Genomic DNA, 17,701 nt, shown 5'->3' on the forward strand with positions numbered 1-17,701 from the left:
GCCGCTCTTTCAGGTCCAGTAGTCGGGAAGGGTGCAGCGATCGGTGTTGGTCTGGTGCCAGCGGTGCTTGCCGGCCACCCGGGCCGCCAGGCCGTCCAGGAACCGGTCCAGAGGTCGTTGACGAGGGTGGTGGCGTTGGACGTCGGCGCGAGCGTGGAGCTCGGCGGGGAGTTCGTAGCCGGCCACCGAGTCGGTGATCGTCAGGCAGGGCCGGAAGTTGTCGAGCTGGCGCATCGTCAGGTACTCCCAGACCGCGGGGAGCCGGGCGCCGAGCCCTTCGGTGGTGGCTCCTTCGGCTGAGTGGGCGCCGGGCGCGGGCGCCTCCGTCCTACCGGAGGCGCCCGCCCGAACCGGCGCACTCAGCCAACGCGGTGCGCGTCCCCTCCTGACCGCGGCCGAGGTGGGCTACCTGCCGAAACGTGCTGGCGCGTTGAAATCGCCCGGCACCTCCGGCACCAGGGCGAGCGGCTCACCGCCGGGAACCAGCGCCCGATCCGCATCCGCCCACGGCCGGGTGGTCACCTCGTGCACGTCCGTGCTGCTCGGCCCGAGCCCCTCCAGTACGGACAGCAGGCCCGCCGCCGTCCCCGGGTGCGCCCCCGAACTCGGGGCCAGCCCGAGCACCGCCACTCCCTCGAGCCAGTGCGGTTCGATGTCCGACGCCCGCTCCACATGCCGGACCACCGCCCGGCCCGCCCGGGCCACCGCGAGTGTGCGCGCCACGTCCGGATCGCCCGACGGCCCGACGGCCAGCAGGAGGTCGCACCGCTCGGCCAGCGAGCGCAGCGCCGCCCTGCGGTCGCTGACGGCATGGCAGTAGGTGGCGGGGTCCTGGGGAATGACGTGGCCGAACCTGGCGCGAATCCGCTCCGCCAGGCGCTCCGCCTCCTCCAGCGGCAGACCCGGCTGGATCACCACCCCGACCTTGCCCGGATCCGCCACCGGCACCCCGTCCGCCTGGGCCGCCACCTCGACCAGCGCGGTGACCTGCGGCGCCTGCCCGAGCATCGGCCCGGCGGCCGGACCCTTCGCATGCCCGACGACCAGGACGGTCTCCCCCTGCCCGGCCATCCGTCGGACTTCCCGATGCGCGGCGCCCACCAGCGGGCAGGTCGCGTCGACCACCTCCAACCCACGCCCCACCGCCTCCGACCTGGCGGCCGCCGCCACCCCGGCTGCGGCTATCACCACCGTCGCGCCGTCGGGGACGGCCGCCAGGTCCCGGACCACCTGCACCTCAGGACGTCCCGCACCGTGCAGCCGCCCCCACGCGGGAGTACCGAGCACGAACAGCCTCGACCGGCCGGCCGCCGCCAACCGCCGGATCGTCTCGGCCTCCGCCCGCTCACCCGGACAGAGCGGGTCCGCACCGGCCACCATCATCCGCCGGGTACGCAGCACCGTCGCCCACTCCTCGACCGCTGCTCTGGCCGCCTCCTCCCCCGCGCCGGCCCCGGCGGCAGCCAGCCCGAGCACCCGGCCGTCGCCCAGGCGGAAGGAGAGTGCCGACATCACGGTCCCGCCCGCCCGTTCGCGGTCGCCTTCGTCCCATCGGTGCTCGTCGAAAGCCAGGAAGCGGACCTCGAATCCGCGCCTCGCCAGGACCCCGCCCACCAACTCGGCCGCCGGGCAGTCGACCGGCCCCCGCAGCGGGTGACGGAAGGCCGTCGCCACCAGTACCTGTGTCGCTGCTGTCGGGTGACTCACGCTCCACTGATCGAACCTGCAGGTTCTCTTCACGTCACAACCCTTCCGAAACGTCAGCACGGCCTGGAGTGATCACCTCGCTCACATCGTCGAACGCACGCGAACAGACAGCAACACCTGGCACCCAGGCAGGCAGGGAGTCGGCCTCAGGCGCCCTCCCGCCGGCGAGTTCAACAACTCGGTGAGATCCGGAGAGTGACGCTCCGTCACTACAGGGCAGAGAATCTAGCCCCACTCGTCGGCGTCGGTGCCCCTCATGACGCGACTTCACCTCACCTCACACCAGCCACTACGGCGAACTGCCCGGCGAAAGTCACCCCCCTGCGCCACCAGGGCGGCCCACCCCCGACCTTGCCCCGGGCCGGGCCGCGCCGGTCACCACAGCCGGACGCCGCCGGTCCGTACCGGTCACCTGCGGAGACTGCGGCCGACTGCACGCCTGGTACGCACACCGGCCCCCCGGCCATCGAACCCGGCCGCGACGTAGCGTCCAGCCGCCGTTCAACACCGGCCGTCTTTCAACAGCCCGAGGCCCCACAGCCCTTGCGGACCGCGCCCGATCATATGGCACGTATACATACCACCGAGGTTTCACCCACCCTGACCTGCACACGAGGCAGCCCGACTGCGCGTACGGCCCGGCCGCCGTCGAACGTCGCCCGGCGTCCGGAGCATAACTTTTGCGTCTCCGTCCGCGCGGAGAACACCCGCTGCGGTCCGACGTTCGACGGGTGCGCGCACCCCGCCGCCCAGCGGGGACGTAACGGGCAAAACAGGACAGGCCGACCTCTGACAGGGCGTCACTGTTGCAAGCCGGACAAGCTTCGACCACGGGCCACCGGAAGAGCCCGTCCGGCGGCGCTCAGCGGATGGCCGAGCATGGTGGAGCTGGCGCCGGACACGGCCCGGCGGGGCGCCGGCCCCGCCCGGACCTGCCCTGACCCAGCGCCGTCCCGGCCGGCGGAGAGCGCCACCGGCCGCCTCGGGGGTGCCGCCAGCGGTGCCGCTGCCGGCCGGGACGAACCGACCACGTGCGATGGCGCCGACTGCCGACCGGAACGGTCACTCCGAGGCCCACGAAGGCAAGCCCGGACACCGACCCGGCCGAGCCACCAAAGCACCTGCTGGTACCGGCCGTTGAAGATGTCGAGCGCGCCGAATCGGCTGACGGTCGGGTCAGCGCAGGTGATGGGACGGCCAGTGGAACCCGCGCAGCAGCGAGACCGCGTGCAGCAGGTCCCGGGCCGGGGCGAGGTCCCTTCCGCCGACGCTCCGGACCTCCCAGGCACCGGTGCCGTCCGGCAGGGCGTCGCCCAGCGGCACGGGGCAGGTGATGTCGGTGATGTCGGTGACGGCCACCGCGCCTTGGGCGGGGGCGGTCCCGTAGGTGCGGCCCATGCACTTGACCACTGCGGGGGGAAGGGTCACCTCGTCCGCTCCCGAAACCATCGGCGGGCCCGACGACAGGGCACAGGCGGCATGGTCATCCGGGTTGACCTGGTCCATCATCCCACTATCACTCTCAGTTGCATCGCACACTCTCAGAGTAACCATAGCGCGCCCGAAACCTCTACCCCGACCCCTTCCGGCATCCGACAGTCCGCCAGAAGCCGGAGGCACGCAGTGACGACCGCGTCACACTCCGGGAGCCATGGACCACCGAGTGCTGTTCGAGGAAATCACCCACGCGGCCGCACCGGGCAGTGCCGACCGCGCGCTCCGCACAGAGTCCGGCGAGGCGACCGGCCGGCGGAGGCGGACCCCACCTTCGGGAGTCCGGCCTCACGCCGGCCCGGGGCCCGTGGGACGGGTGGGTCAGTCGCAGTCGTTGCAGATCGGCTGGTTGTTCTTGAGGCGGGCGAGCCTGCTGCGGTGGTGGACGAGGAAGCAGTTGGCGCAGGTGAACTCGTCGTTCAGCATGGGCTGGACGGCGACGGTGAGTTCCTCGCCGGAGAGGTCGGCGCCGGGCAGCTCCGATCCGTCGGCGGCTTCCAGGGCGTCGACGGCGTCGATGGCGGAGGCCGCCTTGTCGCTGCGATGGGCCTTCAGCTCCTCGATGCTGTCCGTCGAACTGTCGTCGTCGGTCTTGCGCGGAGCGTCGTAATCGGTTGCCACAGATGGTCCTGTCGTTGTGATCGAGCCGGTCGCCGCCGAAGCCGACCACCAGCACCGGGTGCCTCGTCCTGGTCCGGGGTGCGGTACCCCGCTGACGTCATGTCCGCAGTGATGTGCGGAGTGTAGTTGACCTGGCGGCCGTGGAGACCAGGGTGCGGCATGAGCTCCGACCACGGCCAGTTCCCGCGCCGCACCTGAGAGGCGGGCGGAGCCTCCAACGCGGCTAGGATCCGCAAGGTTGAGACGGTTGAGCGAACGGGGGCGCGACGGTGGCAGAGGGCAATGACGATCGGGAGTCGGCCCGATCGGGGCGCCTGCGCGGGCTCCCGTTCGGCCTGATGATCGGGGCCGGCGCGCTGGTTCTGGCGGGTATCGGCGGGTTTGGGCTCCGAGGTGGTCACACTCCGGCCGCCGCACCCGTGCGGGAGCCTGCCGGCCTCACCCCCACAGTCGGCCCGTTCCCCAGCGTGAGCCCGACCCCGAGCTCCGAACCGAGCCTCTCCCCCAGTGCCTCACCGGAGCCGGTCCGGTCACCGACCCCTCCGCAGCCGGCGCGGGCGACAACCCGTACGCCTGCGCCTGCGGCGACCCCGAAGCCGTCCACGACTCGCCGTGCGGGCACCGACCCGGGGCCCCGGCCGACGATCAGCTACGTCCCGGCACGTCCCACCACGTGCCCACCCGGTCAGGTCGCGCCGCCCGGCAGCGGTACGTACTGCGTCACCGTGCAGACCGGCACGCCGATCCCCCGGACGTCCCCGCCCGGACCCCCTGCCGGCTGAGGTCGCCCGCCGGCCCGTCCGTCCGGCTGCCTGTCCCGGCCGCTGGCAGTGGCGGGCCGTCCGGGCGATCGGCGTGCCGGTCTGCACGGAGTCCGCTGTCGCCGTGCCCGACCTGCTCGCCGTGGCCGGCGTCAGCGGCCGAGCATCGCGAGTACCGCGCGGCGCGGCAGCAGGCGGGCCGCCAGGGCGAAGAGGGAGTTCGCCGTGCCGGGGACGACGGTCGGACGGGTCCTGCGGTGCAGCGCGCGCAGGGCAGTGGCGACCACTGCCTCGGGGGTCTGGAGCAGGGCCTTCGGGACGTCCCGGTTGCGCGCGGCGGCCGACTCGGTGGCGGTCGGTCCTGGGCAGACGGCCATCACATGGACGCCGTACGGCCGTTGCTCGTGCCAGAGGGCTTCGGAGAGGGCGGTGACGAGGGCCTTTCCCGCGCTGTAGACCGCGAGGCCCGGGGTCGGGGCGTACCCGAGTGTGGACGAGACGTTGACCAAGGCGTCCCCCCGGCGGGCGCCGGCGAGGAAGGCGTGCGCCAGGGTGACGACGGCCTCGCAGTTGAGTCGCAGGGCGGCCACCGCCGCCGGCGCGGCGGTGTGGACGAAGGGGCCGTGGTGGGCGACGCCGGCGTTGTTGACCAGAAGGTCGACGTGACGGCGGGTCAGTTCGCCGGCGACCAGGGCCAGTCCGTCGGCGGTGGTGAGGTCGGCGACCAGATGACGGTGGCCGGGGCCGAGTTCGTCGAGGAGGGCGAGCAGCCGGTCCTCGCGCCGGGCCACGGCGGTGACGGTCCAGCCTTCGGCGGCCAGTCGACGGGCGAAGGCGCGGCCGATCCCGGTGCCGGCCCCGGTGACCAGGGCGTGGCGCGCGCTCACCTCTCGGCCTGCGGCACGGTGCCGGGGGCCAGCAGGAAGGAGCCCTTCTCCATGACGGCCTGGCGCTGGGTGTTCTGGAAGGCGGCGATCCGCCACCGGCCGTCGGCCTCGCGGACCAGGGTGTACGTCTGGACCTTGGTCAGCTCCCCGGGCCTTGCGCCCGTGTAGGTGTCGCCCCGGCTGGTGACCAGGGCCGCGTCGTCGCCGAGGAACCGGATGCCGAGGACGGAGTCGGCCAGCCGGGTGCCCTTGAGGAAGCCGCCGAACAGGGCGCGGTGCGCCCCGGTGATGTCGGCGCGGCCCTGGTAGTGGGTGCCGATGTAGGTGGTGTACGTGGCGTCCTGGGTGAAGAGCCGGCCGTAGGCGTCGGCGTCCGCGTCGCCCCAGGCCCGGCTCAGGTCGGACAGCACCGCGCAGACCGCGTCGCGGTCACCCGCCCCGGCGGCTTGGACCTCGGCGCAGGTGGCCGTGCCGGTGACCTTGACGTCGGAGGCGGCGGACAGCCAGAGGTAGCCGCCGCCGGCGGTCAGGCCAAGGGTGAGCGCGGTGGCGACGAGGACCCGCTTGACGGTTCGCCGGCGGGACCTGCCGGGACGCGGTGGGGTGGTGTCGGTGCTGGCGGGCGCGGTGAGCTGGGCGGTGGGCATCGGAGGTCTCCGTAAGTTCGGGGCGGAAAGGGTGCCAGGGGCGGTGCAGGTGGCGCGGGCGGTGCGGGTCACCGGCGCTCGGCCACCGGGACCAGCCCCGGGGCGAGCCGGTGGGACACGGCCTCCGTCAGTGGCCTGCGCCTGGTGTTCTGGAAGGCCGCAATCCGCCACTCGCCGTCGGCCCCGAGCACGAGCGTGTACGTCTGGATCTTGCTGAGCTTCGCGGGCCGGCTGCCCTTGTAGGTGTCGCCGCGGCCGCTCACCACCGCCACGCCGGGGGCGGGGAAGCGGATCGCCAGGGTCTCGTCGGCCAGTCTGGTGCCCTTGGCGAAGCCGTCGAACAGGGCGCGGTGGCTGGCCACGATGTCGTGGCGCCCCTGGTAGAAGGTGCCGACGTACGTGACGTAGGTGGCGTCCTCGGTGAACAACTCGCCGTACATCTCGGCGTCCTGGCGCCCCCAGGCGTCGACCAACCGGTTCAGCACAGCCTGGACGGCGACGGACTCGCTGGTGGACTGCATGACGGACCACTCCCCTTTGGTTAGACTGAAGCAGATGCTGTTCACATGCAGTATCTGCATGCGTGCAGATATTAAAGTAGAGGGAGATCCGGGCAATGGCAACAGGCGACGGCGCGGGAGCGCACACGGTCTTCCGGCAGTACCTGGACGCGGTCGGACTCCAGGGGCTCGCCAGCGCGGAGGCAGCCGGCCTGCACACCTCGGAGTGGTACGCCCTCAGCCTCATCACCCTGGAGGGGGGCCTGTCCTCCGGTGAGCTCTCCGCCCGCACCGGGCTGACCACCGGGGCGACCACCCGGTTGATCGACCGGCTCGAACGGGCAGGCTACGCCCGGCGCACTGCCGACCCGGCGGACCGGCGCCGCGTCATCGTGGAGCCCGTGCCGGACGCGTTGGACCGGGTCGAGGACGTGGTCGGCCCGGCCCGCCGGCACATCGCGGCGCTGATCGGCAGCTACCCGCCGGAGCAGCAGGCGGTGCTCTTCGACTACTTCGCCCGCGCCGCACCCGCATTCCGGGCAGCCACCGAGGAGATCCGCGGCAAGGCTGCGCCCCGGCGCGGCAAGTCCCGCGCCGGGGCCGAGGACTGACGGTTGATCAGCCGGAGGTCACCCCGGTCCAGGCGGCCGGGACGTGGCCGAGGCGGACCCGCTGGGGGTGATCGCCGACCGCGACGGTCGCCGACCGCAGGCCGGTGGCGAAGTCGATCGCGGTGACCTGGTCGGCGCCGCTCTCGGAGATCACGCAGGACCGCCCGTCGCCGCTCACGGTCGCCCAGTACGGCTTCGCGGCGGGCACCAGCGGCCCTTCCTGCAGGGTGGCCCGGTCGATCACGGTCGCGTAGTCGTCCATGGTGCCCGCCACGCACAGCTTGTCGCCGGCCGGGCTGACCGAAAGCCCGTGGTGCCGCGAGTCGTTGACCCAGGTGGTGCGGTCCTCGCTGGTGGCGGGGTTCTTCGGCAGCGTCTTCACCCGGGTGATCCGGTCGGCTGCGACGTCGTACTCGACCAGGCCGTTGAAGAAGGAGACCTGGAAGTAGAGCGCCGACCCGTCGGGGGTGAAGACGGCGGGCCGGACGGCGTCGGAGAGATCGGAGCGGCCGAAGGCATCCAGCCGTTCGCGCATGTCGATCACCTTGACCGGGGCGAGGGTGTCGGCGTCGACCACGGTGATCCGGCGGTCGCCCTTCGTCCAGTCCAGCCACGGGGCGTCCAGCGCGGTGTTGACCTCGCCGATCGACATGTTCCAGATCCGTCGGCCACCCTCGGCGAAGAGGTTCTCGTGCGGCTTGTCGCCGGTGCGGAAGGAGCCGAGCTCCGTACCCGTCCGGATGTCCAGGACGTGCACGGTGTTCGAGGTGGAGGCGGAGACCGCGACCCGGGTGCCGTCGGGGGAGACCGCCATGTGATCGGAGCGGTAACCCGACACGGGGAAGCGCCAGTTGATCCGGCCGCTGCCGAGGTCGATGGACACCACGTCGGCGAAGCTCGGACGCGAGACCACCACCGACGAGCCGTCCGGCGTGGAGTACATGTCGTCGACGAACTGGTCGTGGCCCTCGCCGGGGCCCAGCCGGATGCCGAGGAAGTAGGCGAGCTTCACCGGGTTGAGGTAGATCTCGGTGAGGCGCTGGTCCCGGTCCGGGACGACGTTCACCCGGCCGATCCTGGCCAGGTCGCCGCCGGAGCGGATCACGTCGGCGGTGCCGTCCCAGTTGTTGCCGACGAACATCACCTCCCGCAGTGGCGGCGCCGTGCCCTGCGGGCCGCCGGTGCCCGCAGCGGCGCCGGTGCCGGTGACCAGCAGGCCGAGCGCGGCGGCGAGGGCGCCGAGGGTTCGGACGTGCCGGGAACGCCTGGAACGGATGGGGGACATCGCGGCTCCTTCGCCGATGCACACAGAAGTCTGAAAAGACTGATAGTCAGATTGGCGCTACTCGACGGTAGGGAGCCCGCGGCGCCCCTGGCAAGACCCCGGTAGGCGACAATCGGCAGGGGACGGCGGAGGGTTGGGGCAGTGGGACTGGCCACGGGTACGTATGGCGGCAGGTCGGCACAGGAGCGGCGGACCGAGCGGCGGGAGCGCTTCCTGGCCGCCGGGCTGCAACAGTTCGGCGACCGGCCCGGCTACCGGGCGGCCTCGGTGACGGGGCTGTGCGAGGCGGCCGGGCTGTCGACCCGTCAGTTCTACGAGGAGTTCCGCAATCTGGAGGACGTGCTCGCGCAGCTGCACCTGCTGGTCAACGACCGGACCGAGCTGGCCGTGCTCCGGGCGCTCGGCGACGCGGCCGGTCGCACCTTCGAGCAGCGCATCGGCGCCGTGCTGCGGGCCTACGTCACCGCGGCCACCGAGGACCGGCGGCGGCTGCGGATCGCGTTCGTCGAGATCATCGGCGTCAGCGAGGAGCTGGAGCGCCAGCGGCTGCTCCGGCGCTCGCGCTGGGTGCAGCTGATCGTGGCCGAGGCGGAGGCGGCCGTCGCCCGGGGCGAGGCCGCGCCGCGGAACTTCAGGATCGCCGCGACGGCGTTCATCGGCGCGGTCAACGGGCTGCTGCACGACTGGACGGCCGGTCAGTTCGAGGCCACCCTCGACCAGGTGATCGAGGAGCTGGTCACCCTGCTGCTCGGCGCCGTCCGCCCGCCGGTTCGGCCGGACAGCTCCCGGTAGTCCTCCGGCCCGCCCGCACCGGGACGGCCAGTGGCCGTCCGCCTGACAGCGGGTCAGGCGATGGCGACCGCTGGGACCGCTACCACTACGCCCGCGTCGTCGTCCTGGTCACCGTCTTCACCCTGCCGGCCACCGCCCTCGCCTGAACCCGCGAGCCGCCGCCCGCCGGTCAGGCGTTCAGCACGCCGGTCCCGAGCAGGCCGAAGAGGAGCAGGCCGATGACGATCCGGTAGATCACGAAGACGTTGAACGAGTGCTTGGCGACGTACTTCAGCAGCCAGGCGATCGAGGCGTACGCGACCACGAAGGAGACCGCGGTGCCGACCACCAGCGGCAGGGTGCCGGTCCCGCTGCCCAGGGCGTCCTTCAGCTCGTACAGGCCGGCGCCGGTGAGGGCGGGGATGCCGAGGAAGAAGGAGAGCCGGGTGGCGGCCACCCGGTCGAGGTCGAGCATCAGACCGGCGGACATCGTCGCACCCGAGCGCGAGAAGCCGGGGAAGAGCAGCGCCAGGATCTGCGCCGAGCCGACGATCATCGCGTCCTTGAACGAGGTGTCGTCCTCGCCGCGCTTGTGACGACCCATCTGGTCGGCCGCCCACATCACGCCGCTGCCGACGATCAGGGAACCGGCGACCACCCAGAGCGAGGCCAGCGGACCCTTGATCAGCGACTTGGCCCCCAGGCCGACCACGACGATCGGGATCGTGGCGTAGATGACCCACCAGGCGAACTTGTAGTCGTGGTGGTACCGCTCCTCGCGGTTCACCAGGCCGCGCCCCCAGGCGGAGACGATCCGCACGATGTCCTTGAGGAAGTAGAGCAGCACGGCGGCGATCGCCCCGACCTGGATGACGGCGGTGAAACCGACCACGGAGGTGTCGTCCACCGGGATGCCCATCAGCCCCTCGGTGATCTTCAGGTGGCCGGTCGAGGAGACCGGCAGGAACTCGGTCACCCCCTCCACGATGCCCAGGACAACCGCCTGTCCGACAGTGATCGCGCTCACGTGCACCCTTCCCAAGGACATCGGGCAAACAGGCAGGAGACCGACATGTCGGCACTCCGCCCCTCACATGCGTCTACAGGAATGTAGACGTGCGCGGCGCCGCCGTCCAATCGCCCCGGGCGGCCGGGTTGCTCCGGAACGTACGCGCCCGTGGGTACCGTGAGAGCCCGGTCACCACGCATCCGTGACGCCCCCTCAGGACCCGAGGACGCCCATGCCCGCACCGACCCCACCCCGACCCGGCGGCCCCTCCCCCAGGATCGAACCGGTCCCGCCCGACACCTGGCAGGAGATCGCCCGAACGCTCCCGCTCACCGTCCCCGGCCCGGCGGACGCCCCGCTGAACGTCTTCACGGTGCTGGCGCGCCACCCCGAACTGTTCCGCACCTGGGTGGGGTTCGCGGGCACCCTGCTGCTCACCGGTCAACTCCCGGCCCGCGCACGCGAACTCGCGATCCTCCGCACCGCCCACCGGTCCGCCTGCACGTACGAGTGGGCGCACCACGTCCCCCTCGCCCGCGCGGCCGGCCTCAGCGAGGAGGCCATCGCCTCCCTCAACTCCCCAGCCCCGGACGGCCGCTGGGACGGCGAGGACCTGCTCGTCCTGCGCGCAACGGACGAGATCCACGACCTGGGCGAGCTCACCGACCACACCTGGGACGCCCTGCGCCGGCTGTACGACGACCGGCAACTCATCGAACTCGTCATCCTCGTCGGCCAGTACCGGATGCTCGCCGCCACCCTCCGCACCCTCCGAGTCCCCCTGGAGGACTGACAGTGATGATGTTCACGAGCGTCTTCTGGGCGGGGTCTGACTCAAGGACTGACTGACCCCGGGTCCTCAACAGGATCTGTCGGCGAGGAGCTGGCACCCGGCGGCCGCCCGGTGCAACCTCATCCCTGCCCGGCCGAGGCGCCCCACCCGGGTTCGGGGCGGCGGCCGCCGGGCGGCAGGGCGAACACCGCCAGGCCACGCCACACCAGTTCTATGGCGGCGCCCGTGGTTACCGGCGGGTCAGCAGGCACACGCGTACTCGTGGTCGGCGTCGCAGTCGCAGCAGTGGAAGCCCTCGACCACGTACCCGCACGCCTCGCAGCCGAAGTCGAAGTCCGCCAGGTGCTCGTCGTGCTCGTCCGTGTCCGCGCTGTCGGCGGCGCTGCGCCGCTGCGCGAGGAGGTCGACGGCGGCCTTGTAAGTGGTGATGTCCTCGTTACCCTCGAAGATGTCGCGCAGGAGGATGCGCTCGCCCTTGTCCGGGTGGTCGAGCAGCGCGATCGCGTCGGTGTGCGTGAGCTTGTAGGTGCTCTTGATCGCGGCGAGTGCGCTCTTGCGGGCGTGGTCCTTCGGCATGACAGGTCCCTTCCAGGGCTGCGGCGATCCCGTGACCCGCCTCGCAGGAAGGCGTCGGCCGGAAGAGCGAAGGGTGAAACTGGCGGCTCAGCGCGGGGCACCTTCGGCCGCGTGCACGGGCCGGACGGTCGCCGGGCCTGGCGAGCCGGGCCCACGGTCACTGACCGCACGTACACGGTAGCGGACAGAGCCGACGGCGTTCAGCGGAACGCGGCCCCCGACCCGTGACGGCCCGGCGGAGCAGGGGCTGGAGTCCCGGCATGACCGACACCACCGCCTACGAACAGGCGCAGCAGAGCGTCCGGGTGCCGAGCCGGTGCTCGGTGCCGTGGGTGGGTGTGCCCGGAGCACGGTGCCACTCTGGCCTCCAGCGCCGAGCGGACCTGGTGCGCGGCCCCGTCCTGCCTGGAGACCTGGCCCTACGACCGGATGGAAGCGGCCTGCGTGGAGCCGGCCACCCACACCGTCGAGGCCGGGGACCGCGGCCGGTACATCGTCTGTGACGGCCACGCCCGCGCCGCCCGGATTCACATCGTCGGCGGCCAGGTCGTCCCCGGCGTGGCGTAGGCCGACCGATCCGGTGTGAGCGTCCAATAGCCTGGGGCAGGATTTCGGCGGCCCCTCAGGGTCGGCGTCCGCTCACCACCTCCGGCTGCCAGGCGTGTCCGCCGTGGACTTTTGCTTCCCTCGACGGTTCGGTACGGCCCCGGCATGGCGAACCATCAGCAACAGGCCTCGCCCTACGTGCCGATCCCCGGAACGGACCAACTCACCCGAGCCCTCACGGAGTTCGGGGAGGCCCCGGACGCGGCGGCCGGCCTGTCTGCGGTCCAGCTGGCGGGCAGGCTCGCGGGCTCGGCGGACGTCGCGGTGCTGGTGCTCGCGGTCGATCCGCAGACCCGGGAGGACCATATGCCTGACTGGATCCGCGGCTACGGCCAGGCGGTCTGCGGTCGTACGGAGACCTTCTCGGAGGAGAAGGATCGCTACCTGCTGGTCCTCGCGCTGAGGATCGGCATGTCGAGCGCGTTGCTCGGCACGGAGGCCCGCCATGGTGAGGGATCGGGCCGAGGGGGCAACTCTTGCGGGGTCGGCGGGTGCCGACCGGGACAGGCGCTGTGCCTCGGCGTCGACCTCGCCCGATGGGCGTTGGCGGCGTTGTCAGCTGCGGCGGCCAGCCCTGATTCCGCAGCGGGTGGACCAGTCGCCGGCGGGCAACAGCCGCTCTCCGCTCGCCTGCAAGACGACAAGCCGGCCGTCCTCGAAGCTGATCCGATCACCGACGGCCAGGAAGAGCGGTCCAGCTGGCTCGAAGGCGTAGCCGTTGTCGGCCTCAAGGTCCTCGACCAGCACCAACCGCGAGGTCGGTGTGGCCCCATCAGCAATCAGGCGCATGCCGAGATGCTCCCACGCGGCGCGGCGCCACGACAGGCCAATCCAGAAGGCCGACAAGCCGGAGGTCAAGGAACAAGCTCGGCACCTGTTCCTGATGCAGCCATGAAATGAGGATGATTGTGATGGTCTGGCGCACTGAGATTCCAGACCGAATAGCCCTTTTGGCCGTAGCGATCACTCGAACTCGATCACTCCTGAGGGGCACTTCGGGTGCTGGAGCAGGCCGGTCTCCGGTTTCCGGTGTAGATCTTGGTTGTGCGTTCCGATCTCGGCGTGTGCCGAGGATGTGAGACGCCGCGGGATTCAAAGTTCAAAGGATAAGGTTGTGAGGGCACTCAGATATCTGATCGCTCCGCTCGCCCTGGGCATGGCACTGATGGGGGTCGCTTCCTCTGCTGCGGTACCGGCGGATGTCACCAAGCTCGGGAACGCGGACAACGGAAGGACCGTCAATCTGACCGTCGACCAATACGCTGCCGTGCAACTCGGCGACGAAGCCGGGGATGGATATACGATCACGTATGGCGCCCCGACTTCCTCCGAGAAAGCTGTCGTCGCACTGGACGGTGAACAGGCGGGGAATTTTAAAGCCGCAGCGAAAGGCACCACCAACATCACCGCTGAGGCCACGTGCACGGAGTCGGACGAGGCGGCCGATCCGAAAAAGTGCCCGGATCCAGTCCCGGCATGGAACGTCACGATCACCGTGACTGATGTTGTGGCCCCCGAGTAAGTCGGGTAGCCGCTTGGGGAAAGCCGCCTCTGGCCATGCCTACGCCGTCGAGTGGATCCCTGGCCGGCCGGACCGGGTGCGGCGCCGATGCTGAGTTAGGTGTGGACCTGCCACCGTCGGCCTGCCTCAGCGCGAGCCAGCTCGGTCTCGTACTCGTCGGCGTCGAAGTGAAGCTCCAGCGGCCGCGTCGTCTCCATGTACGGAAGCTCCCAGTCCGACCACTGCACGACGTCCCCGGACCGCTGCACAACCACGGACAGGAAACCACAGCAGTCGCCTGTGCACTCGGGCTCCCCCAGCTCCACGCGTCGCGGCTCGCCGGTCGCATGCAGGGGACCGCAGCCATCGGGAAACAGCACATCAACTGCGTACGGGCCACGGCCTCCCGCCCCGACGGCGGCCTCCACGACGTCCTCGCCGTTGACCCAGAACCGCACCTGGGCGGCGAACCGGTGCCCGGGCGGTATCACCCTGATCTCAAGCTGATCGAGCATCAGGCCACCCTACGCCAGGACCGACACCGGCTTGCCGAGTCTCCTGCCGGCGCAGATCAGGTGTCAGGTGTAGTAGGGCGAGTCCAGGTCCACACTCGCGTCCTTGACGATGTCACCGTCGAACAGTCGCGTCGTTGCCGGGGCTCCGGCGCGGCGGGCTTCCTCGGCGAAGGGGCCCTGGGCGAAGGCGAGGGCGTTCTCGGCGCTGTCGAACTCGTAGAAGCCACCGATGGTGTGGGTGCCGATCCCGGACAGCCACGTCTTGCGGATCAGACCCGGCGCGGCCTTCAGCGCCACGTTGACCTGGTGCCAGTCGAACTGCTCGAACGGCACTGCCACCTGGATCTCGGTGTAGAGAAACGTCTTGCCCATCGCGAACCTCCGGTTTCGGGGCCTGTACGGCCCACGCCACTAGTACGTGCGTCCTAGCAAGGTGAGCATGGAGTAGGATGCTCGTACTAGTCAAGGGAGTGCGATGGCCGCGGACACGAAGTCCCGCATGATCAGCGCAGCGATCGGGCTGCTGCAACGCCATGGCCTGGCCGCGATGTCCTTCACCGACGTCCTGGCCGAGAGCGGGGCCGCACGCGGGGCGATCTACCACCACTTCCCCGGCGGCAAGCAGCAACTCGCGCTCGAAGCCGCCCGCCGCAACGGGGAGGACGTCCGAGGCCACCTGCACGCACTGCCCGCCCGCACACCACGCGAAGTCGTGGAGGCGTTCCTCGGCAGCGTCCGCCCCGTGGTGCAGGCATCCGCCGGGGGCGGCGGCTGCGCAGTAGCGGCGGTCACCGTCGACGGTGGTGCAGCCATTGCCGACCAGGGCAGCCTGCGCGCGGTCGCCGCCGAATCGTTCAGCGGCTGGGTCGGCGAGCTCACCGGAAAACTCACCCAGGCCGGCCTGGGCTCGTCCCAGGCCGCCGACCTCGCCACCCTCATGATCGTCACGCTCGAAGGCGCCCACATCCTCTGTCGCGCAGCGGGCAGCATCGCGCCGTTCGACAGCGCCGCCGCAGCCCTGCTCTCCGCCCTCCCGGGCTCGGGTTGACCCGGTGTCAGAGGTGAGCACCCGTCAGACCGACCTGCCCCGACCCCGTGCCCACACGGGGCCGTAAGCTGCGCCGATGACCGAGACCTTCTCCGACGCCTTCCTGCACGCCGCCGAGTACCACGCGGCCTGGGGCGTACAGCAGCTGGACATGATCGGCCAGGCGTTCCCCGCAGCGCCGTGGACGGCAGATCTAGACCAGTGCCGCTACGAGTCCGGCGGCCGAACCCTTCGGGTGGGGCTGCTGGGCAGCTACGACCTGGCCGAGCAGACTTGGCTGTGGGGCTGGGCCAACCCGGGGCTGCAAGGCAGTGAAGTGACCGCCGCCGCGGCGCGAATCCTCGAGTTCGGCCGGCGTCACGGCATCGAGGAGCTGCGGGAGGAGGGCGTGTCGCTGGCCCGTTTCGCCGATCCACGCCGCGCCGCAGAGGCGCTGGCCTTCCTCGGTATGGCGGTGCTCGGCGCGCCCGGCTACATCGGCCAGGAGGCCGGGCCGGAGACCCGGGTCTACTTCGTGCCGCAGGACCCGGAACTCCAGCCCGCGCGCCTGGACCCGGTCACCATGCCGCGCCATCTGCTCACCGGCGCACAGCTCTTCGCACGCTCGCCGCGACTGGTGGTCAGCGGCTGGTTCGCCCTGCACGGCGTCCCGGTGCAGGAGGCCGCCGACCGGATCACCGCGCAACTGCCCGGCGGGGGCGCCACGGTGGTCTCCTTCGACTCCGCCGGCCGGATCGCGGGCATCAACGCCGGACCGGTCTCCGCCCAGGCTTGATGCAGGCGTCGCCGGTGTGGCCGGCTCGGACGGTGGGCGAGGCCGTGGACGGGGATCTTCTGATGTCGCAGGAGCCGGAACCATGGGAGAGACGAACGCGAGGGACAGGTCGAGTTGACGCACGAGGACTTGCACGCCGGTGAACGCCCTACTCGGGCACGGTGCCTGCCCGAGCCGTGGATGTGCGGTGTCTTCCACGTCGACGGCAGCCTGAGGGACATCCGGGTCCTCGACACGACCCGCGTCGAGTGGATCGCGGTCCTCGAACACCTGCGCGCGGTAGCCGACGAGACCGAGGTGGAACACCCCTACCTCCAGCTCGATCCCGCGCGTCCCGCCATCGCCGACCTCTTCCGCGTCTGGGCGGACGAGCCGGAGGGCGAGGGATCGAGCTTTGCCTTCCGGGCCCGCTTCGGCGCCGTGTGGTTCTTCGCCCTGCCCTACGACGAGGAGGAGATCGAGTTCTCCGTCTGGCCCGACCACGTCCTCGACGGGGCGGGGGTGACCGCTGTCCTGCGGTTCCTGGCCGAGGTCGCGACGGCCAGTCAGCGACGGTCCTTGCTGACCGCCGAGGTCGTCCGGTACGACCCTCGGCTGCCGACGCTGATCTCCCACGACCCGGTCACCGGGCTCACTTCCCACCTCTGACAGGGGTGTCGGGGAACCGGCCCGGCCTCGACCGAGCCCCCGTCAGCCAGGGGTCACGGAGGTCCGGTCGGTACGGTAGCCGAGGTGGCTGGTGACCGCGATCACGCCGTCCACTCCGCGGCACAGCCGCTCGACGACCGGCAGCAGGCTCCGGTACTCGACGGTGCCGCGGAGGGTCACCTCGCCCTCGTGCACCAGGACCTCGATCGCGCCGGCGGGGATGCCCATGGTGCGGGCCAGGACCTCGCCCTGGATCTCCTCGCGGATCGCGCGGTCGTGCCGCAGGAAGACCCGTAGCAGGTCGCTCCGGCTGACGATCCCGATCAGGCGACCCGCCTCGTCGGTCACCGGAAGTCGCTTGAGGTGGTTGCGGTGCATCAGGCGGGCGGCCTCCACCACGGTCCACTCGGGCCTCGCGCACACGGCCGGGCTGGTCATGAGCCCGTCGGCCGTGGTGGCCCGGCTCGTGGTCCGGTCGGCGGGCGAGAGGCATGGGGTGAGCAACAGCCCGGCGGAATCCTCCTCGGCGGCTTCGTTGAGCAGCAGGTCCGCCTCCGAGACCAGGCCGACCGGGCGGTCCTGCTCGTCGACGACGGGCACGGAGGTGATGTCGTGTGCGGCCAGGAGCGCGGCGATCTCCTTGAAGCCGGTGTCGGGCCGCACATGGACGACGGCGGAGGTCATCAGTTCTCCCACGATCCGGTGTCGCATCGCCGGTCTCCTCTCATGAGCACCGGCCGGCCTCGGGTGTCGGGCCGTCCGGTGCGGATTCGGTACGCAGGGTGGTGGTTCGCCCCGGCGCGGTCGCGAGGCAGGTGCCCTGTCGGGTGTCTCCACCATCCGGCCCGCGGTCGCGCCGGCGAAGGGCCGAGCGGGCCAAGGTCCCGGGACCCTCGTACCGCCGCAAGGGACCAACGGCCCGCAGACCCGCACCCCCGGCCGGCCC

At 71.3% G+C, this 17,701-nt stretch carries 21 protein-coding genes and 1 pseudogene; 9 read left to right on the top strand and 13 right to left on the bottom strand.

Translation table 11 applies throughout. The features are described from left to right. Window positions 1–9: 9 nt before the first annotated feature. From OHV05_RS00670 to OHV05_RS00700, 7 genes and pseudogenes are all read right to left on the bottom strand, one after another. Window positions 10–261: pseudogene (locus OHV05_RS00670) on the bottom strand (hypothetical protein); the annotation flags it as partial. A 144-nt stretch (window positions 262–405) separates the two neighbouring features. Beyond that, entirely contained in the window at window positions 406–1,674 is a 1,269-nt protein-coding gene (locus tag OHV05_RS00675; protein WP_405015766.1) for a hypothetical protein, read from the bottom strand. Window positions 1,675–2,883: 1,209 nt separating this feature from the next. After that, window positions 2,884–3,135, bottom strand: coding sequence for a hypothetical protein (locus OHV05_RS00680; RefSeq protein WP_405015767.1), 252 nt, complete (start codon window positions 3,133–3,135; stop codon window positions 2,884–2,886). A gap of 387 nt (window positions 3,136–3,522) precedes the next feature. After that, the gene (locus OHV05_RS00685; RefSeq protein ID WP_405015768.1) at window positions 3,523–3,822 is read right to left on the bottom strand and encodes a DUF4193 domain-containing protein; all 300 of its coding nucleotides are present in this window, start codon (window positions 3,820–3,822) and stop codon (window positions 3,523–3,525) included. 913 nt (window positions 3,823–4,735) lie between these two features. Further along, window positions 4,736–5,470 carry an SDR family NAD(P)-dependent oxidoreductase gene (locus OHV05_RS00690; RefSeq protein ID WP_405015769.1) on the bottom strand — a complete coding sequence of 245 codons (735 nt, stop codon included), beginning with the start codon at window positions 5,468–5,470 and terminating at the stop codon, window positions 4,736–4,738. Next, the gene (locus OHV05_RS00695) at window positions 5,467–6,117 is read right to left on the bottom strand and encodes an SgcJ/EcaC family oxidoreductase (RefSeq protein ID WP_405015770.1); all 651 of its coding nucleotides are present in this window, start codon (window positions 6,115–6,117) and stop codon (window positions 5,467–5,469) included. The genes OHV05_RS00690 and OHV05_RS00695 overlap by 4 nt, the downstream gene beginning before the upstream one ends. Window positions 6,118–6,185: 68 nt before the next feature. Beyond that, entirely contained in the window at window positions 6,186–6,638 is a 453-nt protein-coding gene (locus OHV05_RS00700; protein WP_405015771.1) for an SgcJ/EcaC family oxidoreductase, read from the bottom strand. A gap of 95 nt (window positions 6,639–6,733) precedes the next feature. On the opposite strand from OHV05_RS00700, the gene OHV05_RS00705 reads away from it, so the two are divergent. Then, window positions 6,734–7,228: a MarR family winged helix-turn-helix transcriptional regulator gene (locus OHV05_RS00705; RefSeq protein WP_405015772.1), complete on the top strand. Its 495-nt coding sequence runs from the start codon at window positions 6,734–6,736 to the stop codon at window positions 7,226–7,228. 7 nt (window positions 7,229–7,235) lie between these two features. Here OHV05_RS00705 and OHV05_RS00710 read toward each other — a convergent pair whose 3' ends face one another. Further along, window positions 7,236–8,513, bottom strand: a complete 1,278-nt coding sequence (locus OHV05_RS00710) for a YncE family protein (RefSeq protein WP_405015773.1) — start codon at window positions 8,511–8,513, stop codon at window positions 7,236–7,238. A 141-nt stretch (window positions 8,514–8,654) separates the two neighbouring features. Between OHV05_RS00710 and OHV05_RS00715 the strand changes: the two genes are divergently transcribed. Continuing rightward, complete coding sequence (locus tag OHV05_RS00715) at window positions 8,655–9,305, top strand: TetR/AcrR family transcriptional regulator (protein WP_405015774.1); 651 nt, start codon at window positions 8,655–8,657, stop codon at window positions 9,303–9,305. 169 nt (window positions 9,306–9,474) lie between these two features. On the opposite strand, the gene OHV05_RS00720 is transcribed toward OHV05_RS00715, so the two are convergent. Next, entirely contained in the window at window positions 9,475–10,311 is an 837-nt protein-coding gene (locus OHV05_RS00720) for an undecaprenyl-diphosphate phosphatase (protein ID WP_403037442.1), read from the bottom strand. Between the two features lie 214 nt (window positions 10,312–10,525). Between OHV05_RS00720 and OHV05_RS00725 the strand changes: the two genes are divergently transcribed. Next, window positions 10,526–11,086: a carboxymuconolactone decarboxylase family protein gene (locus OHV05_RS00725; RefSeq protein ID WP_405015775.1), complete on the top strand. Its 561-nt coding sequence runs from the start codon at window positions 10,526–10,528 to the stop codon at window positions 11,084–11,086. Window positions 11,087–11,326: 240 nt separating this feature from the next. On the opposite strand, the gene OHV05_RS00730 is transcribed toward OHV05_RS00725, so the two are convergent. Then, window positions 11,327–11,662 (bottom strand): hypothetical protein, encoded by a 336-nt coding sequence (locus OHV05_RS00730; RefSeq protein ID WP_405015776.1) that lies wholly within the window; start codon window positions 11,660–11,662, stop codon window positions 11,327–11,329. Window positions 11,663–11,998: 336 nt separating this feature from the next. Here OHV05_RS00730 and OHV05_RS00735 point away from each other — a divergent pair, with 336 nt between their 5' ends. The 3 genes from OHV05_RS00735 (at window position 11,999) to OHV05_RS00745 (ending at window position 13,790) form a co-directional block, all read left to right on the top strand. Then, window positions 11,999–12,229, top strand: a complete 231-nt coding sequence (locus OHV05_RS00735; protein ID WP_405015777.1) for a hypothetical protein — start codon at window positions 11,999–12,001, stop codon at window positions 12,227–12,229. Between the two features lie 144 nt (window positions 12,230–12,373). Beyond that, window positions 12,374–13,168 (top strand): hypothetical protein, encoded by a 795-nt coding sequence (locus OHV05_RS00740; protein ID WP_405015778.1) that lies wholly within the window; start codon window positions 12,374–12,376, stop codon window positions 13,166–13,168. A gap of 214 nt (window positions 13,169–13,382) precedes the next feature. Further along, window positions 13,383–13,790, top strand: coding sequence for a hypothetical protein (locus OHV05_RS00745; protein ID WP_405015779.1), 408 nt, complete (start codon window positions 13,383–13,385; stop codon window positions 13,788–13,790). A gap of 95 nt (window positions 13,791–13,885) precedes the next feature. Here the strand turns inward: OHV05_RS00745 and OHV05_RS00750 are convergent, their stop codons facing one another. Both OHV05_RS00750 and OHV05_RS00755 read right to left on the bottom strand, forming a co-directional pair. Continuing rightward, complete coding sequence (locus tag OHV05_RS00750; RefSeq protein WP_405015780.1) at window positions 13,886–14,284, bottom strand: hypothetical protein; 399 nt, start codon at window positions 14,282–14,284, stop codon at window positions 13,886–13,888. 63 nt (window positions 14,285–14,347) lie between these two features. Further along, window positions 14,348–14,656, bottom strand: a complete 309-nt coding sequence (locus OHV05_RS00755; protein WP_405015781.1) for a hypothetical protein — start codon at window positions 14,654–14,656, stop codon at window positions 14,348–14,350. A gap of 127 nt (window positions 14,657–14,783) precedes the next feature. Between OHV05_RS00755 and OHV05_RS00760 the strand changes: the two genes are divergently transcribed. The 3 genes from OHV05_RS00760 (at window position 14,784) to OHV05_RS00770 (ending at window position 16,755) form a co-directional block, all read left to right on the top strand. Continuing rightward, complete coding sequence (locus OHV05_RS00760) at window positions 14,784–15,332, top strand: TetR/AcrR family transcriptional regulator (protein WP_405015782.1); 549 nt, start codon at window positions 14,784–14,786, stop codon at window positions 15,330–15,332. Between the two features lie 76 nt (window positions 15,333–15,408). Next, window positions 15,409–16,107, top strand: coding sequence for a DUF6882 domain-containing protein (locus OHV05_RS00765; protein WP_405015783.1), 699 nt, complete (start codon window positions 15,409–15,411; stop codon window positions 16,105–16,107). A 180-nt stretch (window positions 16,108–16,287) separates the two neighbouring features. Beyond that, the gene (locus tag OHV05_RS00770; protein ID WP_405015784.1) at window positions 16,288–16,755 is read left to right on the top strand and encodes a hypothetical protein; all 468 of its coding nucleotides are present in this window, start codon (window positions 16,288–16,290) and stop codon (window positions 16,753–16,755) included. Between the two features lie 42 nt (window positions 16,756–16,797). Here OHV05_RS00770 and OHV05_RS00775 read toward each other — a convergent pair whose 3' ends face one another. Continuing rightward, window positions 16,798–17,466: a CBS domain-containing protein gene (locus OHV05_RS00775; RefSeq protein WP_405015785.1), complete on the bottom strand. Its 669-nt coding sequence runs from the start codon at window positions 17,464–17,466 to the stop codon at window positions 16,798–16,800. Between the last annotated feature and the right edge of the window lie 235 nt (window positions 17,467–17,701).

This window comes from Kitasatospora sp. NBC_00070 (assembly GCF_045041205.1).
In the GTDB taxonomy this organism is placed as follows: Bacteria; Actinomycetota; Actinomycetes; order Streptomycetales; family Streptomycetaceae; genus Kitasatospora.

Excerpts from the sequence above, each read along its gene's own strand:
- OHV05_RS00695 (WP_405015770.1), bottom strand. The coding sequence starts at position 6,117 with ATGCCCACCGCCCAGCTCACCGCGCCCGCCAGCACCGACACCACCCCA.
- OHV05_RS00700 (WP_405015771.1), bottom strand. The coding sequence starts at position 6,638 with ATGCAGTCCACCAGCGAGTCCGTCGCCGTCCAGGCTGTGCTGAACCGG.
- OHV05_RS00705 (WP_405015772.1), top strand. The coding sequence starts at position 6,734 with ATGGCAACAGGCGACGGCGCGGGAGCGCACACGGTCTTCCGGCAGTAC.
- OHV05_RS00710 (WP_405015773.1), bottom strand. The coding sequence starts at position 8,513 with ATGTCCCCCATCCGTTCCAGGCGTTCCCGGCACGTCCGAACCCTCGGC.
- OHV05_RS00725 (WP_405015775.1), top strand. The coding sequence starts at position 10,526 with ATGCCCGCACCGACCCCACCCCGACCCGGCGGCCCCTCCCCCAGGATC.
- OHV05_RS00730 (WP_405015776.1), bottom strand. The coding sequence starts at position 11,662 with ATGCCGAAGGACCACGCCCGCAAGAGCGCACTCGCCGCGATCAAGAGC.
- OHV05_RS00740 (WP_405015778.1), top strand. The coding sequence starts at position 12,374 with ATGGCGAACCATCAGCAACAGGCCTCGCCCTACGTGCCGATCCCCGGA.
- OHV05_RS00750 (WP_405015780.1), bottom strand. The coding sequence starts at position 14,284 with ATGCTCGATCAGCTTGAGATCAGGGTGATACCGCCCGGGCACCGGTTC.
- OHV05_RS00755 (WP_405015781.1), bottom strand. The coding sequence starts at position 14,656 with ATGGGCAAGACGTTTCTCTACACCGAGATCCAGGTGGCAGTGCCGTTC.
- OHV05_RS00760 (WP_405015782.1), top strand. The coding sequence starts at position 14,784 with ATGATCAGCGCAGCGATCGGGCTGCTGCAACGCCATGGCCTGGCCGCG.
- OHV05_RS00765 (WP_405015783.1), top strand. The coding sequence starts at position 15,409 with ATGACCGAGACCTTCTCCGACGCCTTCCTGCACGCCGCCGAGTACCAC.
- OHV05_RS00770 (WP_405015784.1), top strand. The coding sequence starts at position 16,288 with ATGTGCGGTGTCTTCCACGTCGACGGCAGCCTGAGGGACATCCGGGTC.
- OHV05_RS00775 (WP_405015785.1), bottom strand. The coding sequence starts at position 17,466 with ATGCGACACCGGATCGTGGGAGAACTGATGACCTCCGCCGTCGTCCAT.